This window comes from Streptomyces sp. NPDC051567 (assembly GCF_044454165.1).
Lineage (GTDB): Bacteria > Actinomycetota > Actinomycetes > Streptomycetales > Streptomycetaceae > Streptomyces.
Map to the genome: position 1 here is coordinate 25,680 of NZ_JBITDK010000034.1, position 22,890 is coordinate 48,569.

Annotated in this window: 23 protein-coding genes; 7 read left to right on the top strand and 16 right to left on the bottom strand. The window is 72.4% G+C overall.

Features of this window, described 5'->3' with window-relative positions; translation table 11 throughout:
- The first annotated feature begins 2 nt into the window (after nt 1–2).
- From ACIA5F_RS27390 to ACIA5F_RS27400, 3 genes are all read left to right on the top strand, one after another.
- On the top strand, nt 3–1,292 hold the full coding sequence (locus ACIA5F_RS27390; protein WP_399357455.1) for a glycerate kinase: 1,290 nt from the start codon (nt 3–5) through the stop codon (nt 1,290–1,292).
- Nucleotides 1,293–1,607: 315 nt separating this feature from the next.
- Nucleotides 1,608–2,849: an alpha/beta hydrolase family protein gene (locus ACIA5F_RS27395; RefSeq protein WP_399357457.1), complete on the top strand. Its 1,242-nt coding sequence runs from the start codon at nt 1,608–1,610 to the stop codon at nt 2,847–2,849.
- A 141-nt stretch (nt 2,850–2,990) separates the two neighbouring features.
- Entirely contained in the window at nt 2,991–4,070 is a 1,080-nt protein-coding gene (locus ACIA5F_RS27400) for an RICIN domain-containing protein (protein WP_399357459.1), read from the top strand.
- Between the two features lie 106 nt (nt 4,071–4,176).
- Here the strand turns inward: ACIA5F_RS27400 and ACIA5F_RS27405 are convergent, their stop codons facing one another.
- The 8 genes from ACIA5F_RS27405 to ACIA5F_RS27440 all read right to left on the bottom strand — a co-directional run bounded on the left by ACIA5F_RS27405 (nt 4,177) and on the right by ACIA5F_RS27440 (nt 11,055).
- The gene (locus ACIA5F_RS27405; RefSeq protein WP_399357515.1) at nt 4,177–4,557 is read right to left on the bottom strand and encodes a GNAT family N-acetyltransferase; all 381 of its coding nucleotides are present in this window, start codon (nt 4,555–4,557) and stop codon (nt 4,177–4,179) included.
- Between the two features lie 194 nt (nt 4,558–4,751).
- Complete coding sequence (locus ACIA5F_RS27410) at nt 4,752–6,110, bottom strand: AMP-binding protein (RefSeq protein ID WP_399357461.1); 1,359 nt, start codon at nt 6,108–6,110, stop codon at nt 4,752–4,754.
- A gap of 114 nt (nt 6,111–6,224) precedes the next feature.
- Entirely contained in the window at nt 6,225–7,217 is a 993-nt protein-coding gene (locus ACIA5F_RS27415) for a hypothetical protein (protein ID WP_399357463.1), read from the bottom strand.
- Nucleotides 7,217–8,200: a hypothetical protein gene (locus tag ACIA5F_RS27420; RefSeq protein ID WP_399357465.1), complete on the bottom strand. Its 984-nt coding sequence runs from the start codon at nt 8,198–8,200 to the stop codon at nt 7,217–7,219. Before ACIA5F_RS27420 ends, ACIA5F_RS27415 begins: the two co-directional genes overlap by 1 nt.
- A complete protein-coding gene (locus ACIA5F_RS27425; protein WP_399357467.1) occupies nt 8,190–9,245 on the bottom strand; it encodes an ABC transporter ATP-binding protein in 1,056 nt (351 codons plus the stop codon). Before ACIA5F_RS27425 ends, ACIA5F_RS27420 begins: the two co-directional genes overlap by 11 nt.
- A gap of 2 nt (nt 9,246–9,247) precedes the next feature.
- Nucleotides 9,248–9,799: a septum formation family protein gene (locus tag ACIA5F_RS27430; RefSeq protein ID WP_399357469.1), complete on the bottom strand. Its 552-nt coding sequence runs from the start codon at nt 9,797–9,799 to the stop codon at nt 9,248–9,250.
- Nucleotides 9,800–9,891: 92 nt separating this feature from the next.
- Nucleotides 9,892–10,191 carry a hypothetical protein gene (locus tag ACIA5F_RS27435; protein ID WP_399357470.1) on the bottom strand — a complete coding sequence of 100 codons (300 nt, stop codon included), beginning with the start codon at nt 10,189–10,191 and terminating at the stop codon, nt 9,892–9,894.
- Between the two features lie 336 nt (nt 10,192–10,527).
- Nucleotides 10,528–11,055, bottom strand: a complete 528-nt coding sequence (locus tag ACIA5F_RS27440; protein WP_399357472.1) for an ATP-binding protein — start codon at nt 11,053–11,055, stop codon at nt 10,528–10,530.
- A 328-nt stretch (nt 11,056–11,383) separates the two neighbouring features.
- Between ACIA5F_RS27440 and ACIA5F_RS27445 the strand changes: the two genes are divergently transcribed.
- The 3 genes from ACIA5F_RS27445 (at nt 11,384) to ACIA5F_RS27455 (ending at nt 12,851) form a co-directional block, all read left to right on the top strand.
- On the top strand, nt 11,384–12,271 hold the full coding sequence (locus ACIA5F_RS27445) for a helix-turn-helix domain-containing protein (protein ID WP_399357474.1): 888 nt from the start codon (nt 11,384–11,386) through the stop codon (nt 12,269–12,271).
- On the top strand, nt 12,268–12,477 hold the full coding sequence (locus ACIA5F_RS27450; protein ID WP_399357476.1) for a DUF397 domain-containing protein: 210 nt from the start codon (nt 12,268–12,270) through the stop codon (nt 12,475–12,477). Before ACIA5F_RS27445 ends, ACIA5F_RS27450 begins: the two co-directional genes overlap by 4 nt.
- Before the next feature lie 170 nt (nt 12,478–12,647).
- Complete coding sequence (locus ACIA5F_RS27455; protein ID WP_399357478.1) at nt 12,648–12,851, top strand: DUF397 domain-containing protein; 204 nt, start codon at nt 12,648–12,650, stop codon at nt 12,849–12,851.
- A 122-nt stretch (nt 12,852–12,973) separates the two neighbouring features.
- On the opposite strand, the gene ACIA5F_RS27460 is transcribed toward ACIA5F_RS27455, so the two are convergent.
- The 4 genes from ACIA5F_RS27460 to ACIA5F_RS27475 all read right to left on the bottom strand — a co-directional run bounded on the left by ACIA5F_RS27460 (nt 12,974) and on the right by ACIA5F_RS27475 (nt 16,513).
- A complete protein-coding gene (locus ACIA5F_RS27460) occupies nt 12,974–13,792 on the bottom strand; it encodes an ABC transporter permease (RefSeq protein WP_399357480.1) in 819 nt (272 codons plus the stop codon).
- Nucleotides 13,789–14,811, bottom strand: a complete 1,023-nt coding sequence (locus ACIA5F_RS27465) for an ATP-binding cassette domain-containing protein (RefSeq protein ID WP_399357482.1) — start codon at nt 14,809–14,811, stop codon at nt 13,789–13,791. The genes ACIA5F_RS27460 and ACIA5F_RS27465 overlap by 4 nt, the downstream gene beginning before the upstream one ends.
- Before the next feature lie 167 nt (nt 14,812–14,978).
- Nucleotides 14,979–15,848 (bottom strand): DUF4097 family beta strand repeat-containing protein, encoded by an 870-nt coding sequence (locus ACIA5F_RS27470; protein ID WP_399357484.1) that lies wholly within the window; start codon nt 15,846–15,848, stop codon nt 14,979–14,981.
- A 128-nt stretch (nt 15,849–15,976) separates the two neighbouring features.
- Nucleotides 15,977–16,513 (bottom strand): hypothetical protein, encoded by a 537-nt coding sequence (locus ACIA5F_RS27475; RefSeq protein WP_399357486.1) that lies wholly within the window; start codon nt 16,511–16,513, stop codon nt 15,977–15,979.
- Nucleotides 16,514–16,780: 267 nt separating this feature from the next.
- Here ACIA5F_RS27475 and ACIA5F_RS27480 point away from each other — a divergent pair, with 267 nt between their 5' ends.
- Nucleotides 16,781–18,595: an ABC transporter ATP-binding protein gene (locus tag ACIA5F_RS27480; RefSeq protein WP_399357488.1), complete on the top strand. Its 1,815-nt coding sequence runs from the start codon at nt 16,781–16,783 to the stop codon at nt 18,593–18,595.
- Between the two features lie 175 nt (nt 18,596–18,770).
- Here the strand turns inward: ACIA5F_RS27480 and gdhA are convergent, their stop codons facing one another.
- From gdhA to ACIA5F_RS27500, 4 genes are all read right to left on the bottom strand, one after another.
- A complete protein-coding gene (gdhA, locus tag ACIA5F_RS27485) occupies nt 18,771–20,162 on the bottom strand; it encodes an NADP-specific glutamate dehydrogenase (protein WP_399357490.1) in 1,392 nt (463 codons plus the stop codon).
- 272 nt (nt 20,163–20,434) lie between these two features.
- Complete coding sequence (locus ACIA5F_RS27490) at nt 20,435–21,121, bottom strand: 4'-phosphopantetheinyl transferase (RefSeq protein WP_399357492.1); 687 nt, start codon at nt 21,119–21,121, stop codon at nt 20,435–20,437.
- Entirely contained in the window at nt 21,118–22,017 is a 900-nt protein-coding gene (locus ACIA5F_RS27495) for a metallophosphoesterase family protein (protein ID WP_399357494.1), read from the bottom strand. Before ACIA5F_RS27495 ends, ACIA5F_RS27490 begins: the two co-directional genes overlap by 4 nt.
- The gene (locus tag ACIA5F_RS27500; protein WP_399357496.1) at nt 22,017–22,793 is read right to left on the bottom strand and encodes a thioesterase II family protein; all 777 of its coding nucleotides are present in this window, start codon (nt 22,791–22,793) and stop codon (nt 22,017–22,019) included. The genes ACIA5F_RS27495 and ACIA5F_RS27500 overlap by 1 nt, the downstream gene beginning before the upstream one ends.
- Between the last annotated feature and the right edge of the window lie 97 nt (nt 22,794–22,890).

Below are 22,890 nucleotides of genomic sequence, written 5' to 3' on the forward strand. Positions count from 1 at the left end.
CTTTGAACACGACGATGAACACGACGATGAACACGACGATGAACACGGCAGCGGGCACGGCAGCGGGCACGACGGTGAACGCGGCGGCGGGCACGGCGTCGGACCCGGTGACGGGTCTCCCGGACCCGGCGGGCGGCGCGGGAGCGGCCCGGCGCCCGCGGGTGCTGTGCGCACCCGACAAGTTCCGGGACGCGCTCAGCGCCCAGGAGGCCGCGGAGGCCATGGCGGCCGGGGCGCGGCTGGCGGGCTGGGAAGCCCTCACCCACCCCCTGGCCGACGGCGGCGAGGGCTCGCTGGAAGCCGTCGTCGGCAGCGCCGGGGGCAGTTACCAGACGGTGGACGCCGTCGACCCGCTGGGCCGGCCGCACCGCACCCGGCTGGGCTGGCTCCCGGACCGCACCGCGGTCGTCGAGGCGGCCGAGGTGATCGGGCTGGCCGCGCTGGCCCCCGCCGACCGCGACCCGCTGCGCTCCGGCAGCGCGGGGCTGGCCGCGCCCGTCCTGGCCGCCGTCGCCGGAGGGGCCCGCCGCATCGTGGTGTTCCTCGGCGGCACGGCCACGGTGGACGGGGGCACGGGCCTGCTCGCCGCACTCGGCGCGCACCTCACCGACGAGCGCGGCGAGCCGGTCCCCGGTACCGGCGCCGGGCTGGCCCGCATCGCCCACGCCGACCTCGCCCCGGCCCGCCGGGCACTGTGCGGCATCCCGCTGGAGGCGGCGACCGACGTCAGGAGCCCGCTGTACGGGCCGGACGGCGCCGCGTTCGTCTTCGGCCCCCAGAAGGGCGCCGGTCCGCGGGACGTGGCCCGCCTCGACGAGGGGCTGCGCCGCTTCGCGCCGCTGCTCGGCAGCGCGGCGGACGTCCGCGGGGCGGGCGCGGCGGGCGGTCTCGGCGCGGCGCTGACCGCGCTCGGCGAGCGGCCCCCGCTGCTCGGCGCGGAGGTCGTCCTCGACCTGACCGGCTTCGCCGCCCGGCTGGCCACCGTCGACCTGTGCCTCTCGGGCGAGGGGCGGATCGACCGGAGCACGGCGGCGGGCAAGACGCCCCACGCGGTGCTGACCGCCGCCGCGCGGGCCGGGGTGCCGTGCGCGCTCGTCGGCGGTACGGTCACCGCCGAGGCGGAGGAGCTGTACGCCCACCACGCGGCGGGCATCGTCGCCGTCGGCCGTCGGCCCCGCCCGCTGGCGGAGGCGTTCACCACCACGGCCGACGACCTGGCCACGACGGTCCGCGCCCTGTGCACCCTCGCCGGGGCGTTCCGGCCGGTGCCCGCGGGGGCCGCCGGCCGGTGACGGACCGGTGACCGGCCGCCGCCGGTCCGGGTGCGCGATGCCCGGACCGGCGGCGGCAGTTGGCGGTCGAGTGACAAATGTCAGCGGGAAAGGTGAGGAATCGCAGCAGACCAGCGGATACACGGCTCCTAGCCTTCTCGGAGGGGGCGTCCTCGCGCCTCGCACCGCGCGTGTACGACCGTGAAGGAGAACGCCGTGCCGTATCCGGCCCCGCCCTCGTCCTCATCCTCGTCCCCGCCTCCGTCCTCGCTTTCCTCCCCGTCCCCGTCCCCGTCCGGCACCCCCCGTACCGGCGGCATCGGCCGGCGGCGGCTGGTGGCCACGGGCGCCGCGCTCGCCGCGGGCCTCGCGGTGGCGGCCTCCCCCGCGGCCTCCGCCGCGACGGCCGCCGCCGCTGCGCCCGGCCGGGCTCCGGGGGCCGCCCGGCCCCGTACGCCCGGTGGCGAGCCTCCTCCCGTACGGCTCGTCCTGCCCCGCCCGAGCGGCCCGCACCCGCTCGGCACCGTGGCGCTGCACCTCACCGACCACGGCCGCCGGGACCCCTGGTCCGACACCCGGCCGGCGCGGGAGGTGATGGTCCAGCTCTGGTACCCCGCGCGGGCCACCGCCACCGGCCCGGACCGGGCGCCCTGGATGACCGCGAAGGCCGCCGAGGTCTTCCAGCGGACGGGATACCTCCTCCCCCCGTACGCCACCCTCCCGGACACCCACGCCCGGACGGGCGCGGCGGCCCGGACGCGCGACGGCCGACGGCCGGTGATCATCTACTCCCACGGGCACGGCCAGCACCGCGCCTCCAGCACGGCGCTGGTGGAGGACCTCGCCAGCCACGGCTACGTCGTGGTCACCGTCGACCACACCTACGACGCCGGGCAGGTCGAGTTCCCGGGCGGCCGGGTCGAGACGTACGGCATGCCGCCCTTCTCGGACCGGGACGACGACCCGGTCATCCTCAAGGCCGTCGACGTGCGGGTGGCCGACACCCGTTTCGTCCTGGAGGAGCTGTCGCGGTGGGCGCGCCCCGGCCGGGGCCCGCACCCCGGCGGCGACCCGCTCCCGCAGGGGCTCGCCGGGGTCCTCGACCTGTCCCGGACCGCCATGTTCGGCCACTCGCTGGGCGGCGCGACCGCCGCGGCGGCGATGGCGGCCGAGGTGCCGTTCCTGGCGGGCGCGAACCTCGACGGCAGCCTCTTCGGCCCGGTGGTGACGCAGGGGCTGCGCGGGCCGTTCCTCCTGATGGGCGAGGACGCCGACGTCCATCCGAGCTGGCACGAGGTCTGGCCCCGGCTGCGCGGCTGGCGCCGCCACCTGCGGATGACCGGCACCCGGCACTTCTCGTACACGGACTACGAAACGTTCCTGCCGCAGGTCGCCGAGCGGCTCGGAGCCACCCCCGAGCAGCTCGCGGAGGCCATCGGGCCGCTCGACGGAGCCCGGGCCGTCGAGATCCAGCGCCGTTTCCTGCTCGCCTACTTCGACCTCCACCTGTGCGACCGCCGCGCCCGGCTCCTCGAAGGCCCGTCACCCCGCTACCCGGAGGTCGACTTCATCGCCTGACGGCGCACACACGGGCGGCCCGGCGACCCGGTAACCCGATGGTGGCCCGGTGGCCGATATTGCCCTCTATGCACAGTGTGATGATCCGACCACGATGGGTGCTTCCTTCCGGGTTCTGGACGACGAACGGACGAAGCAACGATGGCGTCGGAAATCACTGCGGGCCGCAGCTACGTGATCCGCAACCGCAAGGGCGGGTACGTACTGAACGTCGCGGGCAACGGGACCAACCCGTCCGCGAAGATCGACACCTGGGACCTTCAGACGAACCACGACCGCAACAGCCAGCTCTGGCACCTCTTCCCGCTGGACCAGGGCAGTTTCCTGATCGTGAACAAGAACAGCGGCCAGGTCCTCAACGTGGTGGGCAACAGCTCGGCCGCGTCCACCCGGCTGGAGCAGTACCCCTTGCAGTCCGCTCCGGAGGCCATGCAGACCTGGATGCTGCGCCCCGCTCCCGGCGGCGGGTACTTCGTCGTCAACAAGCGCAGCGGCCTCTACATGAACATCCAGGGCAACGATCCGGCCAACGGGCGCGTCGAGCAGTACCACTACCAGAACGGCGCGGACGCCGCGCAGGTGTGGGACCTGGAGGTGGAGGACGAGTACAAGTCCGTCCTGGACCTCGCCCACATCGTCACCGACCCCGCGGACGTCGGTGACGTGCTCCGGCTGACCGGTTTCCGCCAGCCCACCAAGAAGCAGACCGACGCGGTCCTGATCGGCCAGGCGGCCGTGCCGTTCCCGCTGGTCCAAGACCCGGCCCTGTCCCGGGACCGGCAGGCCCAGGAGTCCCCGTACTACCTGCTCAAGCGGCACGGCTACTGGTCGCTGGTCTACTACTTCGAGCACAGCGGCTCCTCCGAGTACACCAAGTCCCAGGAGGTGAAGGTCGGTCTGACGACGACCAACTCCCGGGAGGTCGAGTCGACGGTGGGCATCTCGGTCACGGCGGAGGCGTCGTTCAGCTACGGCGGGTTCAGCGGCTCGCTCAGCGCGACCCTGAGCGCGGAGCTCAAGGTGACCACCAGCTCCAGCTCCACACAGGAGAGCACCCGCACCGACACCGTCTCCCGCACCTACGCCGCCGGGAAGCGGGCCAGCGAGGCCATCTGGTACAAGGAGGACCGCTACACCCTGGAGCGGCTGGACGGCACCAAGGTCACCGAGTGGACCGTCCGCGACTCCGACACCGTCATCAGCGACGGCTACTCCGGCTGAACCTGCCCGGTCCGCAGCCCTGGGGTACGGGGCGTCCGAGTACCGGCACCGGCACCGGCACCGGCACCGGCACCGGTGTTGGTTCCGGTTCCGGTTCCGGTTCCGGTCAGAGGAGGCGGGCCATGCCCACCGACGCGGGGGCGGTCTCGGCGAAGCCGAACTTCGCGTAGAGGTGACGGGCGTCGCCGTCGGCGATCAGGGAGACGTACGTGCCCTGCGGGGCGCGGCGTTCCAGCTCCGCGCAGAGCGCGGCCATGACGCGCTTGCCCAGGCCGTGGCCCTGGTGGTCGGGGAGGACGCAGATGTCGACGATCTGGAGGAAGCACCCTCCGTCGCCGATGATCCGGCCCATGCCGACCGTCCGGCCGCCGTGGCCGACCGTCACGCAGTACCAGGAGTTCGGCAGCCCGATCGCCGCGCCCTCCACGCTCTTCGCGCCGAGCCCGGTCGCGCCGCGCAGCAGGCGGTAGGTCTCGACGTCCGGCACCCCGGGCCGGATCTCGTACGCGGCGACGCCGTCCGCCGTCCCGTTCCCGACGCCGTTACCGCCCCCGTCACTGGTCCCGTTCCCGATGCCGTTCGTCATGTGCGCCGTGCCTGTCCGTGAGGGAGTCCGCCGAGGTGAAGGGTACGGTCCCGGCCCCGGCGGGAGCCGGTCGGGGCCGGGCCTGACCAGGGCGGCTACCGGGCCGGCCGTCGCGCGGGGGCGTCCGTCAGCAGCAGGTTCTTCTGCGGCTTGCCCATGGCGTTGCGCGGCACCGAGGCGACGAAGCGGACCTCGCGCGGGCGTTTGTGCACGGACAGGTGGGCGGCGACGAACGCGGTGATCTCCTCGGCCGTGACCCCCTCGGCGACGACGAAGGCGACGATCCGCTGGCCGAGGTCCGGGTCCGGGACGCCGACGACGGCCGCCTCGCTGACCTTCGGGTGGTCCAGCAGCGCGTTCTCGACCTCGCCCGCGCCGATCCGGTAACCGCCCGACTTGATCAGGTCGGTGGAGGCCCGGCCCACGATCCGGTGGGCGCCGTCCGCCTCGTCGATCGCCGCGATGTCACCCGTACGGAACCAGCCGTCCGCGGTGTACGCGGCGGCGGTCGCCTCCGGGCTGCCCAGGTAGCCGGAGAACAGGGTCGCCCCGGTGAGCTGGAGTTCCCCGATCGTGGCGCCCGGTTCGGCGGCGACGCGGGTACGGATGCCCGGCAGCGGGGTGCCGACCGTGCCGGGGCGGAGCGCGCCGCCCGCCCGGCCGCTGACGGTGATCAGGGTCTCGGTCATCCCGTAACGCTCCACGGGCCGCTGCCCGGTGAGCCGTTCCAGCTCCCGGAAGACGGGCGCGGGCAGCGCGGCGCTCCCCGAGACCAGCAGCCGGGCGCCCGAGAGCGCGGCGGCGGCGGGCGGGTCGGCGACGACGCGGGACCAGACGGTGGGCACCCCGAAGTAGAGGCTGCCGCCCGCCCGCGCGTACGCCCCCGGGTCCGGCCGCCCGGTGTGGACGAGACGGCTGCCGGTCCGCAGCGCCCCGAGCACGCCCAGCACCAGCCCGTGCACGTGGAACAGCGGCAGCCCGTGGACCAGGGTGTCCTCGGCGCTCCACTGCCAGGCCCCGGCCAGCGCGTCCAGGTCGGCGGCGATGGCCGCGCCGCTGAGCAGTACGCCCTTGGGCGGGCCCGTGGTGCCGGAGGTGTAGAGGATCAGCGCCGGGTCCCCGGGCGCGACGGCCGTCCCGGACCAGTCGGGGCGGCGGCGGGCGAAGTCCACCTCGATCAGGGCGGCCCCGGAGTCGCGCAGGATGTGGTCGCGCTCGGCGGGCCCGGCGTCGGGCGGCAGCGGTACGCAGGGCACCCCGGCCAGGACGGCTCCGGCCACGGCGGCGACGGTCTCCAGCGAGGCCGTCGCGGTCACCGCGAAGGCCGGGGCCCCGGCCACCTCGGCGGCGACGGCGCGGGCGGCGGCGAGGAGTTCCTCGTACGAGGCGGTGCGCCCGCCGACGCTGACGGCGTCGGCCCGGTCCCCGTACACCCCGGTGAGTGCGGTCAGCATGGCGGCGGTTCCCCTTCATCGGTCTCGGTCCCCGGATGCCCGGCCCGACACCCCACGCCGCCCCGGCACCCGCGCGACGAGCGTACGGGCCGGGACGGACGGCGGGGACGGGGCTCAGCCGATGTCGGTGCGGGTGAACCTCCACAGGGCAGCCGCCGAGACCGGGAGCAGGTAGAGGGCCAGGGCCAGGAAGGCGTGGGAAGCGGGCGTGCCCTCGCGCATGGCGGCGCAGGCGATCTCACCGACGCAGTCGGTCCTGTCCGTGAGCATCAGCAGGCGTTCGTTGAGGACGGCGAAGGTGATCCCGGAGAAGTGGTAGTCCGTCAGCAAGGGGACGTAGTCCTGTGTCAGGCGTTCGGCGACGACGACGTAGGCCAGGGCGATGCCGAGCGACACCGTCAGGCTGCGGGTCAGCATGGCCAGGCCGTAGCCGACCAGGGCCACCAGTCCGACGAAGAGGGCGCCCCGCAGCACGATGACGGCCAGTACGGTCCAGAAGTGTGCGTCGGCTCCGGCGGTGGTGCCCCGGAAATGGGCGGTGACCAGGAGCAGCGGGACCAGGAACACCGCTGTCGCCGCGGCCGTCGACGCCGCGACGGCGGCGACGAGCAGGCCGCGGGTGGCGAACAGGCGCACCCGGCGCGGCTCGGCGGCGGCGAGGTTGAGGATGACGCGGGAAGACCAGTCGGAGCCTCCGCTGAAGAGTCCGAAGACCAGTCCGGCGACCGCGACGCCCGACAGCACGGCCCGCAGGTCCACGAACGACGCCTTGGTCAGCTGATAGCGCGGATCGTCGAAGAAGTACTGCGGCGACAGCTTCTCGACGGCGCCCGGCCTCCTGGCGGCCTCCGCGGCGTACTGCTGGTAGGCGGCCTCGGCCCTGCGCCAGGCCGTGGCCATGTCGGTGTCGTGGCCGAGGTACGCGGACAGCGCGTACGCGACGAGGACCGACGGCAGGGCGTACAGGGCCAGGCGAACCGGCCGGGGGCTCAGAATCCGGCGTAGTTCGGCGCGGGCGAGCCGGCGCAGGGGGAGCGGGCGGGAACGGTGGTCCGGGGGAGGAAGAGCGGCCGGGCGACCCGTCTCGGGTGCGGCTGCCGTCGTCATCAGGTGATGTCCGTTCGGGTGAAGCGCCACAGGGCCACCAGCAGCACCGGTACGAGATAGATCAGTACGCCGACGAACCCGTCCGCGGCGGTGAGATCGACGTGGACCGCCTCACAGCCCGGGCCGGCGATGCAGTCGGACTCCGCCATGGGGACCACGGGTTTCTCGTTGAGCACGGCGAAGATCAGCCCGTCCATGTCGTACTCGGCTCCGCGCGGCCCGCGGCCCGCGAAGATCTGGTCCGCACCGGCGAGGTAGAGGAATCCGATGGCGAGGGCGGTGGATGCCTTGCGCGTCAGCATGGCCAGGCCGTAGCCGAGCAGGCAGAGCAGTCCGACGAGGAGGACGCCTCGCAGGTACTGGCTGACGAGGGCGGCCCAGTAGACGCCGTCGAGGCCGGCCGTGCTCCCTCTGGTCCGCGCGGCCAGCAGGAGCAGGGGGACGAGCAGCAGCCCGGCCCCCGCGGTCGCCGCCATCGACAGGCCGGTGGCGAGCAGGGCACGGGTGACGAACAGCCTGAACCGGCGCGGCTCGGCCGCCGCGAGGGTGAGCATGACCCGCGAGGACCAGTCGGAGCCTCCGGCGACCATGCCGAAGACCACCGCCGCGGCGGCCAGAGCGGTGACGAGCGTGCGCAGATCCCCGAAGGACAGGGTGTCCATGAGATAGCGCGGGTCGTGGAAGAAGTTCTTCACGCTCGTGCCGGATGCGGTCGCGAGGCCGTAGGAGCGGGCGTCCGAGAGGAACTGGGCGTACCGCTCATCGGCGCTGCGCCAGGCACCGGCGGTGTCGGCGTCGTGGAGCAGCAGTTTGGACAGCCCGAACACGATGGTTGCCAGGGGCAGGCCGAACGCCACGTAGCGCATGGCCCGTGGAGCCCGCAGCCGCCGCAGCTCGGCCCGGACGAGACGGCGCCAGGGCAGCGGTCCGCCGGCCGGGTGCCGCTGCCGGAGCGGGGTGGAGACCCGGTGGTCAGTCGCCATGCTGTCGCCCCCGGGGCACCGTGGCGGCGTCCGCCGCACGGATGGCCGCCACGTAGATGTCTTCGAGGGACGCCGACTCGACCAGCAGTTCGCGGGGGTAGACGGACCGGTCCGCGAGCAGTCTGAGCACTTCGGAGCCGTCGGCACGGTCGTACCGGTCCGTGCCGGCCGGATCGTCACCGGTCGGGGCGTCACCGGTCGGATCATCATCGGTCGGCGCGGCGCGGCGCGGTTCGACCTGGAGCTCGGCGCCGGCGGGGCCGTTGGTGGGCACGGCCGTGTACCCGTGGTCCGCCAGGACGCTCTGGGCGGTCACCGCGTCGTGGACCCGTACCACCAGGCGTGACGTTCCCTGGCTGAGCAGTTCGGGAACGCTCGCGTCGCAGATCACGCGGCCGTTCCGGACGATCGTGACCCAGTCGCTGACGAGTTCCACCTCGGCGAGGATGTGCGAGGAGACGACGACGGTCATGCCGCGCTCGTCGCGCAGCCGCTTCAGCAGTTCCCGCATGTGGCGGACCGCCTCGGGGTCCAGGCCGTTCATCGGCTCGTCCAGCACCAGCAGATCGGGCCGGGAGATGAGGGCCGCCGCGACCCCGAGCCGCTGTTTCATGCCGAGCGAGTACCCGGAGTACGCACGCCGGGCGGCCCGGTCCAGTCCTACCAGGTCCAGCGCGTCGGTGACCTCGCTCCGGTCCGCGCCGTGCAGTTCGCCGAGGAGCCGCAGATTGTGTTCGCCGGTCAGCGAGCCGGTGAAGGCCGGGCCCTCGATGAGGGCCCCCATCCGGCGGGCGACGAACCGCTGGTCGCGCGGCAGCTCGTGGCCGAACGCGGTGATGGTCCCGCGGTCGGGGCGGACCAGCCCCAGGAGCGCCTTGAGCGCGGTGGTCTTGCCGGACCCGTTCGGCCCCAGCAGCCCGACGACCGCCCCTCTCGGGATGGACATGGAGAACCCGTCGAGAGCGACCTGCCGGCGCCCGCGCGAGGTCCGGAACGACTTGAACACCTGGTCGAACCGGACCAGGACCTCCGGGAAATCGCCCACGGTCACCCCTGGACGCCGGTCTCGGCGAGCGTGCCGGGGGTGGGGACGGCGAAGGCGATCCCGCAGTGTCCGAGGCGGTTCCCCTCGTCCCAGGACTTCTTGTTCAGGGGGGCCAGGTAGAGGCTGATGAGGGTGCCCCGCCGGGAGCCGATCATCGGGGCGAGCTTCGGTTCGCACGCGGTACGCATCTGGTCCATCACTCCCCTGTCACCGGGGAACTTCGCGGAGGCGTCGCCGGGCAGGGTCACCTGGGAGACGATCTCGAAGAAGTGGGGTGTCCGGCAGTCCACGGTGCCGACGGGCGCGTCGGTGTGCACGTCGCCCCGGTGGTTGGAGCATGTGCCGGCCTTGAGGTCCTTGAACGCCACCGGTGTGCCCTGCGGCAGGTCCTTGAAGGGGTCGGCCCCGGTCGGCGGCCCCGGCGGCTGCCCGGCGTCCGACGCTGTGGCACCGGCCGGCTTGTCCGCCGTGGTGGCGCAGCCGGCCAGCGCCAGCAGACCGAGCGCCACCGTCACCGTCACCGTCGCTGGTAAGAGGGTTGAGGCACGACGCATGCTTGCTCGCCTTCGGTTGTGCGGAAACCCACTGCCCCCTGCGCAGAAAGTTGCTTCTGCGCAGAAGGCAGTGGGTCAGTCAGCAGTCGGGATCAACAGGAGCGGGTGCCGTAGTACGAGTCCCACGTGTCGCCATCATCTCCGCCATTGTTGTCGGCGTACCAGTCCACCAGACCGTTGGCGTAGGCACCGACGTAGTGGTTGCCGGTGCGGTGACTGTGACCAGAGGCCCAACTACCTTCTTCCGCACCGGGGTTGCCGTTGATGTAGACCGTGCTCCACTCGCACCGGGTATCGGCCTGGGCCACGCCGGCGCCCCCGCCGACAACTGCCAGTCCGCCCAGCAGCGCAGCTGCCGCCCCCATGGCACCGATGCGTCGAATGTTCTTCACGTTCCCGCCCCTCATCGATTCTTGTTGCACTGGCGATTTGCTGGGCAATCATGTGTGGCTCTCTCGACCACGGTCAACCAGATATGGCCTCCTGACCGAAGTCAGCCTGTCCGCACCCCGGAAGGACCCTCACCCCACGCCGTCGCCCTACGTCACCGCCCCTCGCACGAGCCGATGAAACATGCGTGCGACACCGTCCCCAGCGCTACCTTCTGTGAACCAGAACAACAAGAGGGAACAAACATTCCGCTCCGTACGGTCACGAAGTTGGCGAGAAAGAGCCGAACACCATGCCGATCCGACGCCTCGGGCGGGGCGGAGTGAGGTGGGCGCGGCCTACGGCCGGGCAGGGGTGACGGGGATCGTGGTGGGGATCGTGCACCAGACGGTCCCGGTGCCGGGTGAGTGTCCCCAGCGTCCGCCCAGTTCGGCGGTGACGAGGTCCACGAGGTGCAGGCCCCGGCCGCGCTCCGACTCCAGGCCGGGGGCCCGTACCTGCGGGTGCCCGTGAGCCTCGTCCCGTACCTCGATCCGGAGCCCGCCGCGCACGGACACCTGGGTGACCGTCACACACCCGCCACCGGAGTCGGCCGTGTGCTCGACCGCGTTCGTCACCAGCTCGCTGACGACCAGCAGGACGGAGTCCCGCAGCGCGCCGAGCCCCAGACAGCCGAGCCGCGCGTCCACCACCCGCCGGACCTCCCCGACCCGCCGCGCGTCCACGTCCGGCACCGGCTCACCCACCGCCCGCCCCTGAACCACGAACGAGCAGCACATGAGGTCTGCGGTCCGCCGGATACCGCCGACCGCCTCTGTCGTCGCCGACGAGGGCGGAAGCGCGAGCGGGGTGGTCGTCTGCGTCATGGTCCACACCTGTCCGAATAGGCCGGTAAGGGAAGTCAGCCGGAGGGAGCCGCCATGACCAGAACCAGGCCGGAACAGCACTCCGACTCAGCGGCCTGACCTTGGCTGTCCGAAGGTCGGCCGCTTCGCCTCAACTAGCCTGCCGCTCGGTAGAGTTATAGGGCAACGGATATCGAGGTGAATATTCTCCGCGATAGAAAATGGCACATGCCATCGCCTACTCATCGACTGTTGCCACGCGCGCATCGCGTGCCAGACTGCGCGCACCGGCAGTACGGGCAGGCGCATGAACGGCATCGGCGCGCGCATGGAAAGGAGAGACACACGCATGGCTGCGAAACCCAGGCCGACCGTCCGACGCATCGAGCTCGGATACGAGCTGCGCCAGCTCCGCGAACGTGCCGGCATGACCTTGGAAGAGGTCGCGGAATCGGGTGCGGTGACGAAGATGTACTTCGCCAAGCTCCAGCGCGTGGAGAAGGGCACCCAGACCCTCCGGACGGCCGCTGAGCTGAAGGCACTCCTGAACCTCTACGGCGTCGAGGGCGAGGAAGACGTCGCGGCCTTGCTGGAGATCCAGCGGGAAGGTGGCAGCCAGGACTGGTGGACACCCTTCCAGTCCACGATGCCCTCAGGAATGCCACGGTTCGTCGGCATCGAGTCCGCTGCCACGGAAACATGGGCCTTCCATCCGATGCTCGTCCTTGGCCTGCTTCAGACGGAGGACTACGCCCGCCGTCTTCACGAGGTCGCACAGCCGGTCGAGGAGACGACCAGCGAGGCCATCACGCGGAACGTCGAAGTACGGATGCGACGGAAGGAAGCCATCCTCCGAGAGGATGAGCCCCTGCGACTGTCCGCCGTGCTCTGGGAGCCTGCCCTCAGACACCTCGTGGGTGACCCGGACGTGATGCGCGCGCAGTACGCCGAGCTGATCCAGCTCGCGGGCCTGCCGAACGTCACGATCCAGATCCTCCCGATACTGCCTCCGAAGTTCCGCGGGCACACCCCGACACACAACTTCAGCGTGCTCCACCTGCCGGATGAACTGCCCACCTCGGTCCAGGTGGACGCTCCGTGGACTTCGACCTCCGTGTCCGACAAGCCGCGCGAGGTCGGGCGGTTCAAGCGGGCCTTCACCAGTCTGTTGTCCTCGGCGCTACCGCCGGAGGACACCCCAGAGTTCCTGCACCAGCTATCGCGAGAGATCCCATGATGAACCAGAAGCTCACCAACACCCGATCCGAAACCCGCCTGACCTGGGTCAAGTCCTCCTACTCCGACGGTGCCGGGCAGAACTGCGTCGAGGTCGCCGTTCTGGCCGGTTGCATCGGCATCCGCGATTCCAAGGACACATCGGGCCCGGCTCTCCTGGTGCCCGCCGAAGCGTGGACCGCCTTCGTCGGGATGGCCCGCAGCTAGACCGTGTTGCGGGGTTCTCCCGGACAGGGCAAGGAGGACCCCGCAGTCCGTCTCAGCTTGGCGTACGGCGCCGACGCGACGAACTCCTGGCCGTGTGGGACCGAGAAACCGGCCCGGCCGCCGGAAGGCACTCCTGAGTTCCTGAAACAGCTATCCCGGGAGATCACCACATGAACCAGAACCTCACGAACACCGGATCAGAGCCGCGCACGTGGTTCACGTCGTCCTACAGCAACGACACCGGAGGATCGTGCGTCGAGGTCGCCGTTCTGGCCGGTTGCATCGGCATCCGTGATTCCAAGGACACGTCGGGCCCGGCTCTGCTGGTGCCCGCCGAAGCGTGGACCGCCTTCGTCGGGATGGCCCGCGGCTGAGGGCTGTCCCGTCATGCCCGGCGGCGGGCCGGCACAGCCGACCGGGCGGCGTACGCAGACGCGGGGTCTGCGTACGCCGCCCTGGGTGGGACGGCCTGCGGGGGGCCGCACCGTCATGGTGGTTACTGCGGGTCGCGGTCGAACTTCGACGTCGACCAGAAGTAGCCGAGCACGGTCAGGCCCAGGCACCAGGCGACGGCGAGCCACCCGTTGGCGCCGATCTCGCCGCCGAGCAGGAGCCCGCGCAGGGTCTCGATGGCGGGCGTGAACGGCTGGTACTCGGCGATCGGCTGGAACCAGCCCGGCATCGCGTCGACGGGGACGAAGGCGCTGGAGAGGAGCGGCAGCAGGATCATCGGCAGCGCGTTGTTGCTGGCGGCCTCCGCGTTCGGGCTGATCAGGCCCATGCCGACCGCGATCCAGGTGAGCGCCGTGGCGAAGAGCACGAGCAGCCCGAACGCCGCCAGCCACTCCAGGACGCCGGCGCCCGTGGACCGGAAACCGATGGCCACGGCGACGGCGCCCACGAGGACCACGCTCAGGACCGACTGGAGCACGCTGCCGACGACGTGCCCGACGAGCACCGACCCGCGGTGGATCGCCATCGTGCGGAAGCGGGCGATGATGCCCTCGGTCATGTCGTTGGAGACGGACACCGCGGTCCCGACCACGGTGCCGCCGATGGTCATCAGCAGGATGCCCGGGACGAGGTACGCGATGTACGCGGAGCGGTCCGCACTGCCACCACCACCGCCGCCACCGCTACCGCCACCGCCGATGCCCGCGCTCATCACGTCGCCGAAGATGTAGACGAAGAGCAGCAGCAGCATGATCGGGGTGAGCAGCAGGTTCAGGGTCAGGGAGGGGTAGCGCCGCGCGTGCAGGAGGTTGCGCCGGAGCATCGTGGACGAGTCGCGCACGGCGAGGGAGAGGGAGCTCATCGGCCGGTCTCCTTGGGCTGGTTGGGCTGGTTGGACCGGTCGGGGACTGCGGCGCCGCCGGTCAGGGCGAAGAACACGTCGTCGAGGTCGGGGGTGTGCACGGTCAGCTCGTCCGCCTCGATGTCGGCCGCGTCCAGCCAGTCGAGGATGGAGCGCAGCTCGCGCTGGCTGCCGTCGCTGGGGAGCTGGAGGGTGAGGGACTCGTCGTCGCGAGTGGCCTCGCGCAGGGCGGAGGCGGCGGACCGGTACGCGGCCGGGTCGGTGAAGCGGAGGCGGACGTGCCCGCCGGGGACGAGCCGCTTGAGTTCCTCGGCGGTGCCTTCGGCGGCGATCTTGCCGTCGTCGAGCACCGCGATGCGGTCGGCGAGTTCGTCGGCCTCCTCCAGGTACTGCGTGGTGAGGAAGACGGTGACGCCGTCGGTGACCAGCTCGCGGATGATGCCCCACATGGTGTGGCGGGAGCGCGGGTCGAGGCCGGTGGTCGGCTCGTCGAGGAAGATGATCCGCGGGTTGCCGACGAGCGTCATGGCGATGTCGAGGCGGCGCTTCATACCGCCGGAGTAGGTGGAGGCCGGCTTCTTCGCGGCCTCGGTGAGGTCGAAACGCTCCAGCAGCTCGGCGGCGACCCGCCGTCCCTCGCCCCTGGCCAGGTGGTGCAGTTCCGCCATGAGGAGCATGTTCTCCTCGCCGGTGATCAGGTTGTCGACGGCGGAGAACTGCCCGGTGACACCGATCGCGGCGCGGACCGCCTGCGGGTCGGCGGCCAGGTCGTGGCCGCCGACGCGGACGGCGCCGGAGCCGTGGCCGGCGGAGACGAGGGTGGAGAGGATCTTGACGACGGTGGTCTTGCCGGCGCCGTTCGGGCCGAGCAGCGCGAAGACGGTGCCTGCCGGGATGTGCAGGTCGATCCCGTCGAGGACGAGCTTGTCACCGTAGGACTTGCGCAGGCCGACAGCGGAGACGGCGGCGGGCGACTCCTGGCCGCTGCCGCGCCTGGGCACGGGAACAGGCATGGGCATGGGCATGGGCATGGGCATGGGCATGGGCATGGGCATGACAGATGAAGGCATGGGCCCTCCGGGTCGAAGGCTGGAACGGAGTGAAGGAAACGGAGCGGAGGGAACGGCGGGACGGGAACGACGGGACGCGGGAACGGCGGGACGGGAACGGAGCGGAGGGCGGGCCCTCAGGCGCGGGCGCGGGCGCGGCGGATGTCGATGTTGCCGTGGCGGGTCCGGGCGTGGACCTTGACGGTGTCCTCGGCTCCCCCGGCGTCCCCGGTGTCCTCCGGGGCCTCGGAGGCGGTGAGCGTGTTGCGCACCTGCCCGGAACCGGAGTGGGCGTCGAGCCAGGCGGCGGTGCCCTCACGGATGCCGACCTCGATGGCGCCGTAGGAGGTCTCCAACTGGACGGTGCCGCGCGCGACTTCGGCGACGCGCAGGGTGCCTTGGGCGGTGGTGGCGGTGACCGAGCCCTCGGCGCGCGCGATGTCGATGTCGCCGTGGGCGCCGCTCACCCGCAGGTCGCCGGTGACGGCGCCGACGGTCGTGGTCCCGTGCGAGTTCTTCAGGACGGCGGGACCGTCGACGGTGCCGACGCGCAGGCTGCCGGAGCTGGTGGTGATCTCGGCCGCGCCCTCGACCCGGTCGACGGTGATCGAGCCGTGGGAGGCGGTCAGCCGGAGCGGCCCGGTCGTGTCGAGCCGGACGTCACCGGACGAGGTCTTCACGCGGACCTCGCCGAGCCGGCCCTCGCCGAGCACCTGGACCCAGGCGCCGGTCATGTCGACGCGTGAGCCCGTGGGCAGTTCGACCGTCACGTCGACGGTGCCGGGGCGCCCGAAGGGGTTGCGCGGCCTGGACGTCCTGACGGTCAGGACGCCGCCCGCGTACGTGACCTCGGCCTGGTCGGCCGACCGCACGTCCTGGTCCCGCTTCGGGTCGCGGGGCCGCACCTCGACGACCGTGTCGAGGCGGTCGCCCGCGGTGAACCGGAGGGAACCGGCTTCCACGTGGACGGTGGCCGAGATCGGTTCGGGGGTGTCGAAAGAAGGCATGGCTGTCCCGTCCTCGTGAGTCTTGGGGTCGTCCCCGCTGGTGGGACGTGGTGGGGGTGAAGTAGCGCGGGTGAAGTGGCGCGGGTGCGCGTGCAGTAGTACGGGTGCGGGCGCAGGCACGGCAGGGTCTAGCGCACCCAGCCCGTGAAGCTCTGGCCGATGGTGTGGGCCCGCTCCGTCGCGCGCGGCCGTGTGCCGCCGTCGACCGCGGCCGACACGGCCCGCACCAGCCACGCGTTGACCGACAGGCCCTCGTTGCCCGCGGCCTCCTCGGCGCGCGCCTTGAGGTGCGCCGGCAGACGCAGGTTGACGCGGGCGGTGCCGCCCTCGTCCGCGTCGGCGAGGACCGGGGCCGGGGTCGAAGCCGGGGCGGGCAGTGGTGCGGGTGCCGGTGCGTCGAGCGGTCCGGTCCGGTCCTCGCGCTGCGGCAGCACCACCACGAAGTCGGGGTCGATGCCACGCAGCCGTACGTCGACCGAGCCGGGGGCGAGTTCACGGGTGATCTCGTCCATGGCGGCGGACAGCACGTTGAGCAGGGTCAGGCGGGTGGCCGACTCCAGCGGCGCGGTCAGCCGCTCGGCGAGCTCGCGGGCTTCGTCGCCCCCGGCTTCGGCGGCCACCGCCAGTTCCCTGCGGAGCGTTTCGATGTACGGCGTGAGGTCCATGACGCCACTATGGCACCACTGTGGTGTCATCAACAAGCCCCAAGGGCCAACTTATGGCGCAAGGATGGGCTGCCGGGTGGAAGGTTGACTTATTCTTGCAGGTCAGAGGCGGTACGAAGTGACGGTGCCAGATTGTCGCGAGATGGTGCCACGCGGAGCTGGACGGTCGCGAGGGCCGCATGGCCCGCACGGGCCATGCGGGCCATGCGGGCCATGCGGGCCGGCTCCGTGCTCAACGGGGATGCCGGGTTGTGCGTCCTTGTGGAGGTGACCCTTGCGCAGACCACGACTCCCGAGCTGTCCGCCCGCGATACCTGGCGGGCCCTGTACCGGCATTTCCGCCCGCACCGCTGGACGGTCGCGTTCGGCGGCTTCCTCGCCCTGATCGGCGCCGCGACCGGCATCACCCAGCCCCTGGCCGCCAAGGCGCTGGTCGAACGGCTCGGGCAGCAGGAGCCGGTCACCGCGATCCTGGTGACCCTCACCGTGCTGGTGGTGCTCGGCACGGTGATCGAGGCGGTCGGCGCGTACGTCCTGGAGCGCACCGCCGAGTCCGTGGTGCTCGCCGCGCGCCGCACTCTGATCGGGCGGCTGCTGCGGCTGCGGCTGCCGGAGATGGAACGGAGCCGGCCGGGCGACCTGATGTCGCGGATCACCTCGGACACCACCTTGCTGCGCGCGGTCACGACCAACTCGATCGTCTCGGCGGCCATCGGCGGGCTCGGATTCCTCGCCACGATCGTGATGATGGCGGTGATGGACCCGGTCCTGCTCGGCGTGACCCTCGGTGTGATCGTGGTGATCTCCGCCTCCGTCGCGCTCGTCATGCCGAAGATCTCGCAGGCGGCCAAGCGCTCCCAGGAGGCGGTCGGCGAGATATCCACCCGGCTGGAGCGGGCCTTCGGGGCGTTCCGCACGGTCAAGTCCTCGGGCGCCGAGGACCGTGAGGCCGCGGTCATCGACGCGGCCGCGACGCAGGCGTGGCGGCACGGGCTGACGTCGGCGAAGTGGCAGTCGGTCGCCTCGTCTTCGGTCGGGCTGGCCGTGCAGGTGTCGTTCCTGGCGGTGCTGGGGGTCGGCGGCGCCCGGGTGGCGTCGGGCGCTATCTCGGTGGCCACGCTCGTGGCCTTCCTGCTGTACCTCTTCTACCTGATCGACCCGGTGAGCAAGCTGGTGGAGGCGGTCACCCAGTACCAGGTCGGGGCCGCGGCCATCGCGCGGATCGAGGAGGCGGAGCGGCTGGAGACCGAGCCGCGGCCGGCCGCCGCCCAAGCCCTGGCCGGAGCCCAGGCCGGGGCTACGGCTACGGCTACGGCTACGCGGGGTACGGCCGTCGCCGGGCCCGCGTCCCTCGTGTTCGAGGACGTCACCTTCCGCTACCGCGACGGTCAGCCGTTCGTCCACCACGGCGTGTCCTTCGAGGTGCCCGGTGCCGGGATGACGGCGTTCGTCGGCCCGTCAGGCGCGGGCAAGACAACGGTGTTCGGGCTGATCGAGCGGTTCTACGACGCGACCGGCGGCCGGATACTGGTCGACGGCAAGGACGTACGGGACTGGCCGCTGGACGAGCTGCGCGCCTGCATCGGATACGTCGAGCAGGACGCTCCGGTACTGGCGGGCACGCTGCGGGAGAACCTGCTCTTCGCCACACCGGACGCGACGCGGGAGCAGATCCGCGAGGTGCTGGTACGGACCCGGCTGGACGCGCTCGTGGACCGGTTGCCGGACGGCCTCGACACCGTCGTCGGGCACCGCGGTTCCACGCTGTCGGGCGGCGAACGCCAGCGCGTCGCCATCGCGCGGGCCCTGCTGCGCGGGCCCCGGCTGCTGCTGCTCGACGAAGCGACCTCGCAACTCGACGCGGTCAACGAGCTGGCCCTGCGGGACGTGGTCGCGGAGGTGGCGCGCGAGGTGACGGTGCTGGTGGTGGCGCACCGGCTCTCGACGGTGACGCTCGCCGACCGGATCGTGGTCATGGAGGCGGGCAGGGTCCGCGCGGTGGGCACCCACGCCGAACTGGTGGCCGGTGACACCCTGTACGGGGAGCTGGCGGCGACGCAGTTCCTGACCTCCACCACCTGAGCGACGGGGCGACCCACGGCCGGGGCCCACGGCCGGGTCCCGGGCGCCGGGTCCCGGGACCACCACCTGCCCGGGTCTCACGGCCCTGCCGCCGCCCCGCCCGGTGGCGCGCCGCGCCCCCGGCACCCGGGCGCCGGGACCCCGGTAGCCCGGACCAGGGCCTCAGATCAGGGCCTCAGATCAGGCCCTGGGCGAGCATGGCGTCGGCGACGCGTTCGAAGCCCGCGATGTTGGCGCCCGCGACGTAGTCGCCGGGGCGGCCGTACCGTTCCGCCGTCTCGTAGGCCGTGTTGTGGATGCCGCGCATGACCCGCGTCAGCTCCTCCTCGACCCAGGTGAACGGCCAGGACGCCCGGCCCGCGTTCTGGCTCATCTCCAGGGCACTGGTGGCCACACCGCCCGCGTTCGCCGCCTTGGCGGGGCCGAACGCGACGCCCGCCTCGCGCAGGACCCGGACCGCGCCCGGGGTGGTGGGCATGTTGGCGCCCTCGGAGACGGCCCTGACCCCGTTGCGGACCAGGGTGACGGCGTCCGCCTCGGTGAGTTCGTTCTGCGTGGCCGAGGGCAGGGCCACATCGGCCGGTACGTCCCACACGCTGCCGCCGGTGACGTAGCGGGCCGAGCTGCCGCGCCGCTCCGCGTACGTGCTGACCCGGCCCCGCTCGACCTCCTTGATCTGCTTGAGCAGTGCGAGGTCGAGGCCCTTCTCGTCCACGACGTAGCCGCCGGAGTCCGACACGGTCAGCACGTGCGCGCCCAGCATCTGCGCCTTCTGGACCGTGTAGAGGGCGACGTTGCCCGAACCCGAGACGGTGACGCGCTGCCCCGCCAGTTCCTCGCCGCGCTTCTCCAGCATCGCCGAGGTGAACAGGACGTTGCCGTAGCCGGTGGCCTCGGTCCGGGCGTGGGAGCCGCCCCAGCCGGTGCCCTTGCCGGTCAGCACCCCGGCCTCCCAGCGGTTGGTGATGCGCCGGTACTGGCCGAAGAGGTAGCCGATCTCGCGCCCGCCGACCCCGATGTCACCGGCCGGTACGTCGGTGTGCTCGCCCAGGTGACGGTAGAGCTCGGTCATGAACGACTGGCAGAACCGCATGACCTCGGCGTCGGAGCGCCCGCGCGGGTCGAAGTCGCTGCCGCCCTTGCCGCCGCCGATGCCGAGCCCCGTCAGCGCGTTCTTGAAGATCTGCTCGAAGCCGAGGAACTTGACGATGCCCAGGTTCACCGACGGGTGGAAGCGCAGGCCGCCCTTGTAGGGGCCGAGCGCGCTGTTGAACTCGACGCGGTAACCGCGGTTGACCAGGGTCCGGCCCCGGTCGTCCTGCCACGGCACCCGGAAGATGATCTGCCGCTCGGGCTCGACCAGCCGCTCGGCGATCCTGGCCTCGCGCAGTTCCGGACGGGCGGCGAGGACCGGGCCGAGGGTCTCCAGGACTTCCCGTACGGCCTGGTGGAACTCCGGCTCGCCCGGGTCGCGGCGCCGGACCTGCTCCTCCAGCGCGCCGAGCCAGGCGTCCGGTGTCGAGGTGGCCGGTGCGGTTCCGGTGGCTCCGGTGGGTGTCGACGGCATCCTGTCGGTTCCTCTTCTTCGGATTCCCTGGATTCCCTGGCCCGACGTCGGCCCGTCGTACGTCCCGGGCCGCCGGGTCCCGGCCTGTCTCGGCAGGGCGGCACCCGATTGTCTTCCGGGTCGATCACCGCCCGATCACCGTCCGGTCATCGCGCGCCCACTCACCGCCCGACCGCGCCCGCGTCACGTATCACGTATCCCGCATCACGCATCACGCATCCCCGTCCCGTATCCCCCGTCCCGCGCCCCCGTCCCACCTCACGCGCCCCGCGTCACGTCCGCGTACCGCGCCGGCGGCCGACCGTGATCGCGGTGACGATCAGCCCGTCGCGGACCAGGTACGAGCCGGTGAGGGAGTCGAGCCGGACCCCGGCCGCCACCACCGGGGCCGGTACCAGCAGCCGGGCCCGGAAGGTGGACCAGGCCGGGTCGACGGTGATCACCGCGTCCTGGAAGTCCAGCCAGCGGCCGGTGAGCGGGTACCAGACCTTGTAGACGCTCTCCTTGGCGCTGAAGACCAGCCGCTCCCAGTGGATCTCGGGGCGGCGCGCGCGGAGCCCGGGGAGCCAGGCGCGCTCCTCGTCGACGGTGACCAGGGCCGCCACCCCGGGATTGCTCAGCGGGAGGTTGGGCTCGGCGTCGATGCCGAGCGCCGCGACCTCGGCCGAGGTCGCCACGACGGCGGCGCGGTAGCCCTGGCAGTGGGTCATGGCGCCGGTGAACCCGGCGGGCCAGACCGGGGCGCCCTTCGGGTCGCGCAGCACCGGCCCGGGGTCGGCGCCCAGAGTGGCCAGGGCCGTACGGGCGCAGCGGCGTACGGTGGCGAACTCCCGGCGGCGGCCCTCCTCGGCGGTGGCGACCAGCCGGGCCTCCTCGGGGTGGAGTTCGGCGACGGCCCCCGGTTCGTCCCCGAAGGACTCCACCGCGGCCGTACCCGGCTCCAGCAGTTCCTCGATCATGTGTGCTCCGCGAGAATCCGTACGAGCCCGGCCGGGGCCCCGGCGCGCTGCTTCCACTCCCTCGGGTAGCCGAGGGAGACCTCGTGGTGGGCGACCCCGTCGCGCCGGATCAGCCGGGGGATGTGCAGATGACCGTAGACGACGGCCGCCGCGCGGAAGCGGACGGGCCAGTCCTCGGTGGCCTCGGTGCCGCACCACAGGGCGAACTCGGGGAAGCGCAGGATCCTGGTGGGTTCGCGGACCAGCGGGTAGTGGTTGACGAGGACGGTGGGCATCCCGTCCGGGATCGCGGCGAGCCGGGCCACGGTCTCCTCGACGCGCGCCCGCGACCATGCCTCGCGGCTGGGGTAGGGGTCGGGGTGCAGGTAGAACTCGTCGGTGCACACGACCCCGGCCCGGTCGGCGATCTCCAGGGCCTCCTGGCGGGTCCGGGCCCCGGCGGGCCGGTAGCTGTAGTCGTAGAGCAGGAAGAGCGGGGCGACGACGGCGGGGCCGCCCGCCCCCTCCCACACCGGGTACGGGTCCTCGGGGGTGGTGACGCCCAGGGTGCGGCAGAGGGCGACGAGGTGGCGGTAACGGGCCTCGCCGCGCAGTTGGACCGGATCGCCCGGGGTGGTCCACAGCTCGTGGTTGCCCGGCGCCCAGACGACGCGGGCGAAGCGGTCGCGCAGCAGCCGCAGCGTCCACTCGAACTCCTCGACGGACTCGCTGACGTCACCGGCGAGCAGCAGCCAGTCGTGCTCGGAGTCCGGCCACAGGCCGTCGACGACCTTCTTGTTCTCGTCGTGGCGCACGTGCAGGTCGCTGATGGCGAAGAGCGTCCCGGGGGCGGGGGTCGCGGGAGCGAGGGACGGGGTGGGGGTCGGGGCGGGGGCGCCGCGGGCGGTGGTCGGCATCAGACGGCGCCCAGCGCTTCGGCGCCCGCCCGGCGCAGCGCGCCGCGGACGATGTCGGCCACCTGGGGAACGCTGTGGTCGAGGTAGAAGTGCCCGCCGGGCAGGACCCGGATCTCGCTGCCGGCGGTGGTGTGCCGGTCCCAGGCGGCGGCTTCCGCGACGGGGACGACGGGGTCGTGGTCGCCGACGAGCACGGTGAACGGGACGTCGAGCGGGTGTCCGGGGCGCCAGGCGTACGAGCCGATGGCCCGGTAGTCGGCGCGCAGCGGCGGCATCACCATCTCCAGCAGGTCGGGGTCGTCGAAGACGCGTCCGACGGTCCCGCCGAGCCTGCGGATCATGGCGATGACCTTGGCGTCGGTGTCGAGCCGGTCGCTGGCGCTGCCCTGCGGGGTGGGCGCGAAACGCCCGGAGAGGAAGAGCCGTCCGGGGCCGGGCAGCTCGCGCCGGGCCAGCTCGCGCGCGAGCTCGTACGCGAGGACCGCGCCCATGCTGTGCCCGAAGAAGGCGTACGGGCGCCCGTCGCCCCCGGGCCCCAGTTCGGGGGCGAGCGCGTCGGCGAGCGCGGTGACGAGCCGGCCGATGTCGTCGAGCGCCGGTTCCATCCGGCGGTCCTGGCGCCCCGGATACTGGACGGAGCGGACGTCGAACTCCGGTGTCAGCTCCTGCGACAGGGCCAGGAAGGCGCTGGCGGCGCCGCCCGCGTGCGGGAAGCACAGCAGACGCGTCTCACCCTCGGATGCCGGGCCGAACCGCCGGAACCAGTCACTGGCCATGTCTTCTTCTCCCCTTCGACGTTCTGATTCGATGTTCTGACGACTCGGACTCCAGCGTCGGCCGGAACGCTGGACCGTCGCTGGAGAGATGGCGGAA

Coding starts and splice junctions, on each gene's coding strand:
- ACIA5F_RS27450 (WP_399357476.1), top strand. CDS start 12,268: ATGATGAACCAGAAGCTCACCAACACCCGATCCGAAACCCGCCTGACC.
- ACIA5F_RS27445 (WP_399357474.1), top strand. CDS start 11,384: ATGGCTGCGAAACCCAGGCCGACCGTCCGACGCATCGAGCTCGGATAC.
- ACIA5F_RS27460 (WP_399357480.1), bottom strand. CDS start 13,792: ATGAGCTCCCTCTCCCTCGCCGTGCGCGACTCGTCCACGATGCTCCGG.
- ACIA5F_RS27500 (WP_399357496.1), bottom strand. CDS start 22,793: ATGGCCAGTGACTGGTTCCGGCGGTTCGGCCCGGCATCCGAGGGTGAG.
- ACIA5F_RS27490 (WP_399357492.1), bottom strand. CDS start 21,121: ATGATCGAGGAACTGCTGGAGCCGGGTACGGCCGCGGTGGAGTCCTTC.
- ACIA5F_RS27475 (WP_399357486.1), bottom strand. CDS start 16,513: ATGGACCTCACGCCGTACATCGAAACGCTCCGCAGGGAACTGGCGGTG.
- ACIA5F_RS27415 (WP_399357463.1), bottom strand. CDS start 7,217: ATGACGACGGCAGCCGCACCCGAGACGGGTCGCCCGGCCGCTCTTCCT.
- ACIA5F_RS27430 (WP_399357469.1), bottom strand. CDS start 9,799: ATGCGTCGTGCCTCAACCCTCTTACCAGCGACGGTGACGGTGACGGTG.
- ACIA5F_RS27465 (WP_399357482.1), bottom strand. CDS start 14,811: ATGCCCATGCCTGTTCCCGTGCCCAGGCGCGGCAGCGGCCAGGAGTCG.
- ACIA5F_RS27420 (WP_399357465.1), bottom strand. CDS start 8,200: ATGGCGACTGACCACCGGGTCTCCACCCCGCTCCGGCAGCGGCACCCG.
- ACIA5F_RS27410 (WP_399357461.1), bottom strand. CDS start 6,110: ATGCTGACCGCACTCACCGGGGTGTACGGGGACCGGGCCGACGCCGTC.
- ACIA5F_RS27455 (WP_399357478.1), top strand. CDS start 12,648: ATGAACCAGAACCTCACGAACACCGGATCAGAGCCGCGCACGTGGTTC.
- ACIA5F_RS27495 (WP_399357494.1), bottom strand. CDS start 22,017: ATGCCGACCACCGCCCGCGGCGCCCCCGCCCCGACCCCCACCCCGTCC.
- ACIA5F_RS27440 (WP_399357472.1), bottom strand. CDS start 11,055: ATGACGCAGACGACCACCCCGCTCGCGCTTCCGCCCTCGTCGGCGACG.
- ACIA5F_RS27400 (WP_399357459.1), top strand. CDS start 2,991: ATGGCGTCGGAAATCACTGCGGGCCGCAGCTACGTGATCCGCAACCGC.
- ACIA5F_RS27470 (WP_399357484.1), bottom strand. CDS start 15,848: ATGCCTTCTTTCGACACCCCCGAACCGATCTCGGCCACCGTCCACGTG.
- gdhA (WP_399357490.1), bottom strand. CDS start 20,162: ATGCCGTCGACACCCACCGGAGCCACCGGAACCGCACCGGCCACCTCG.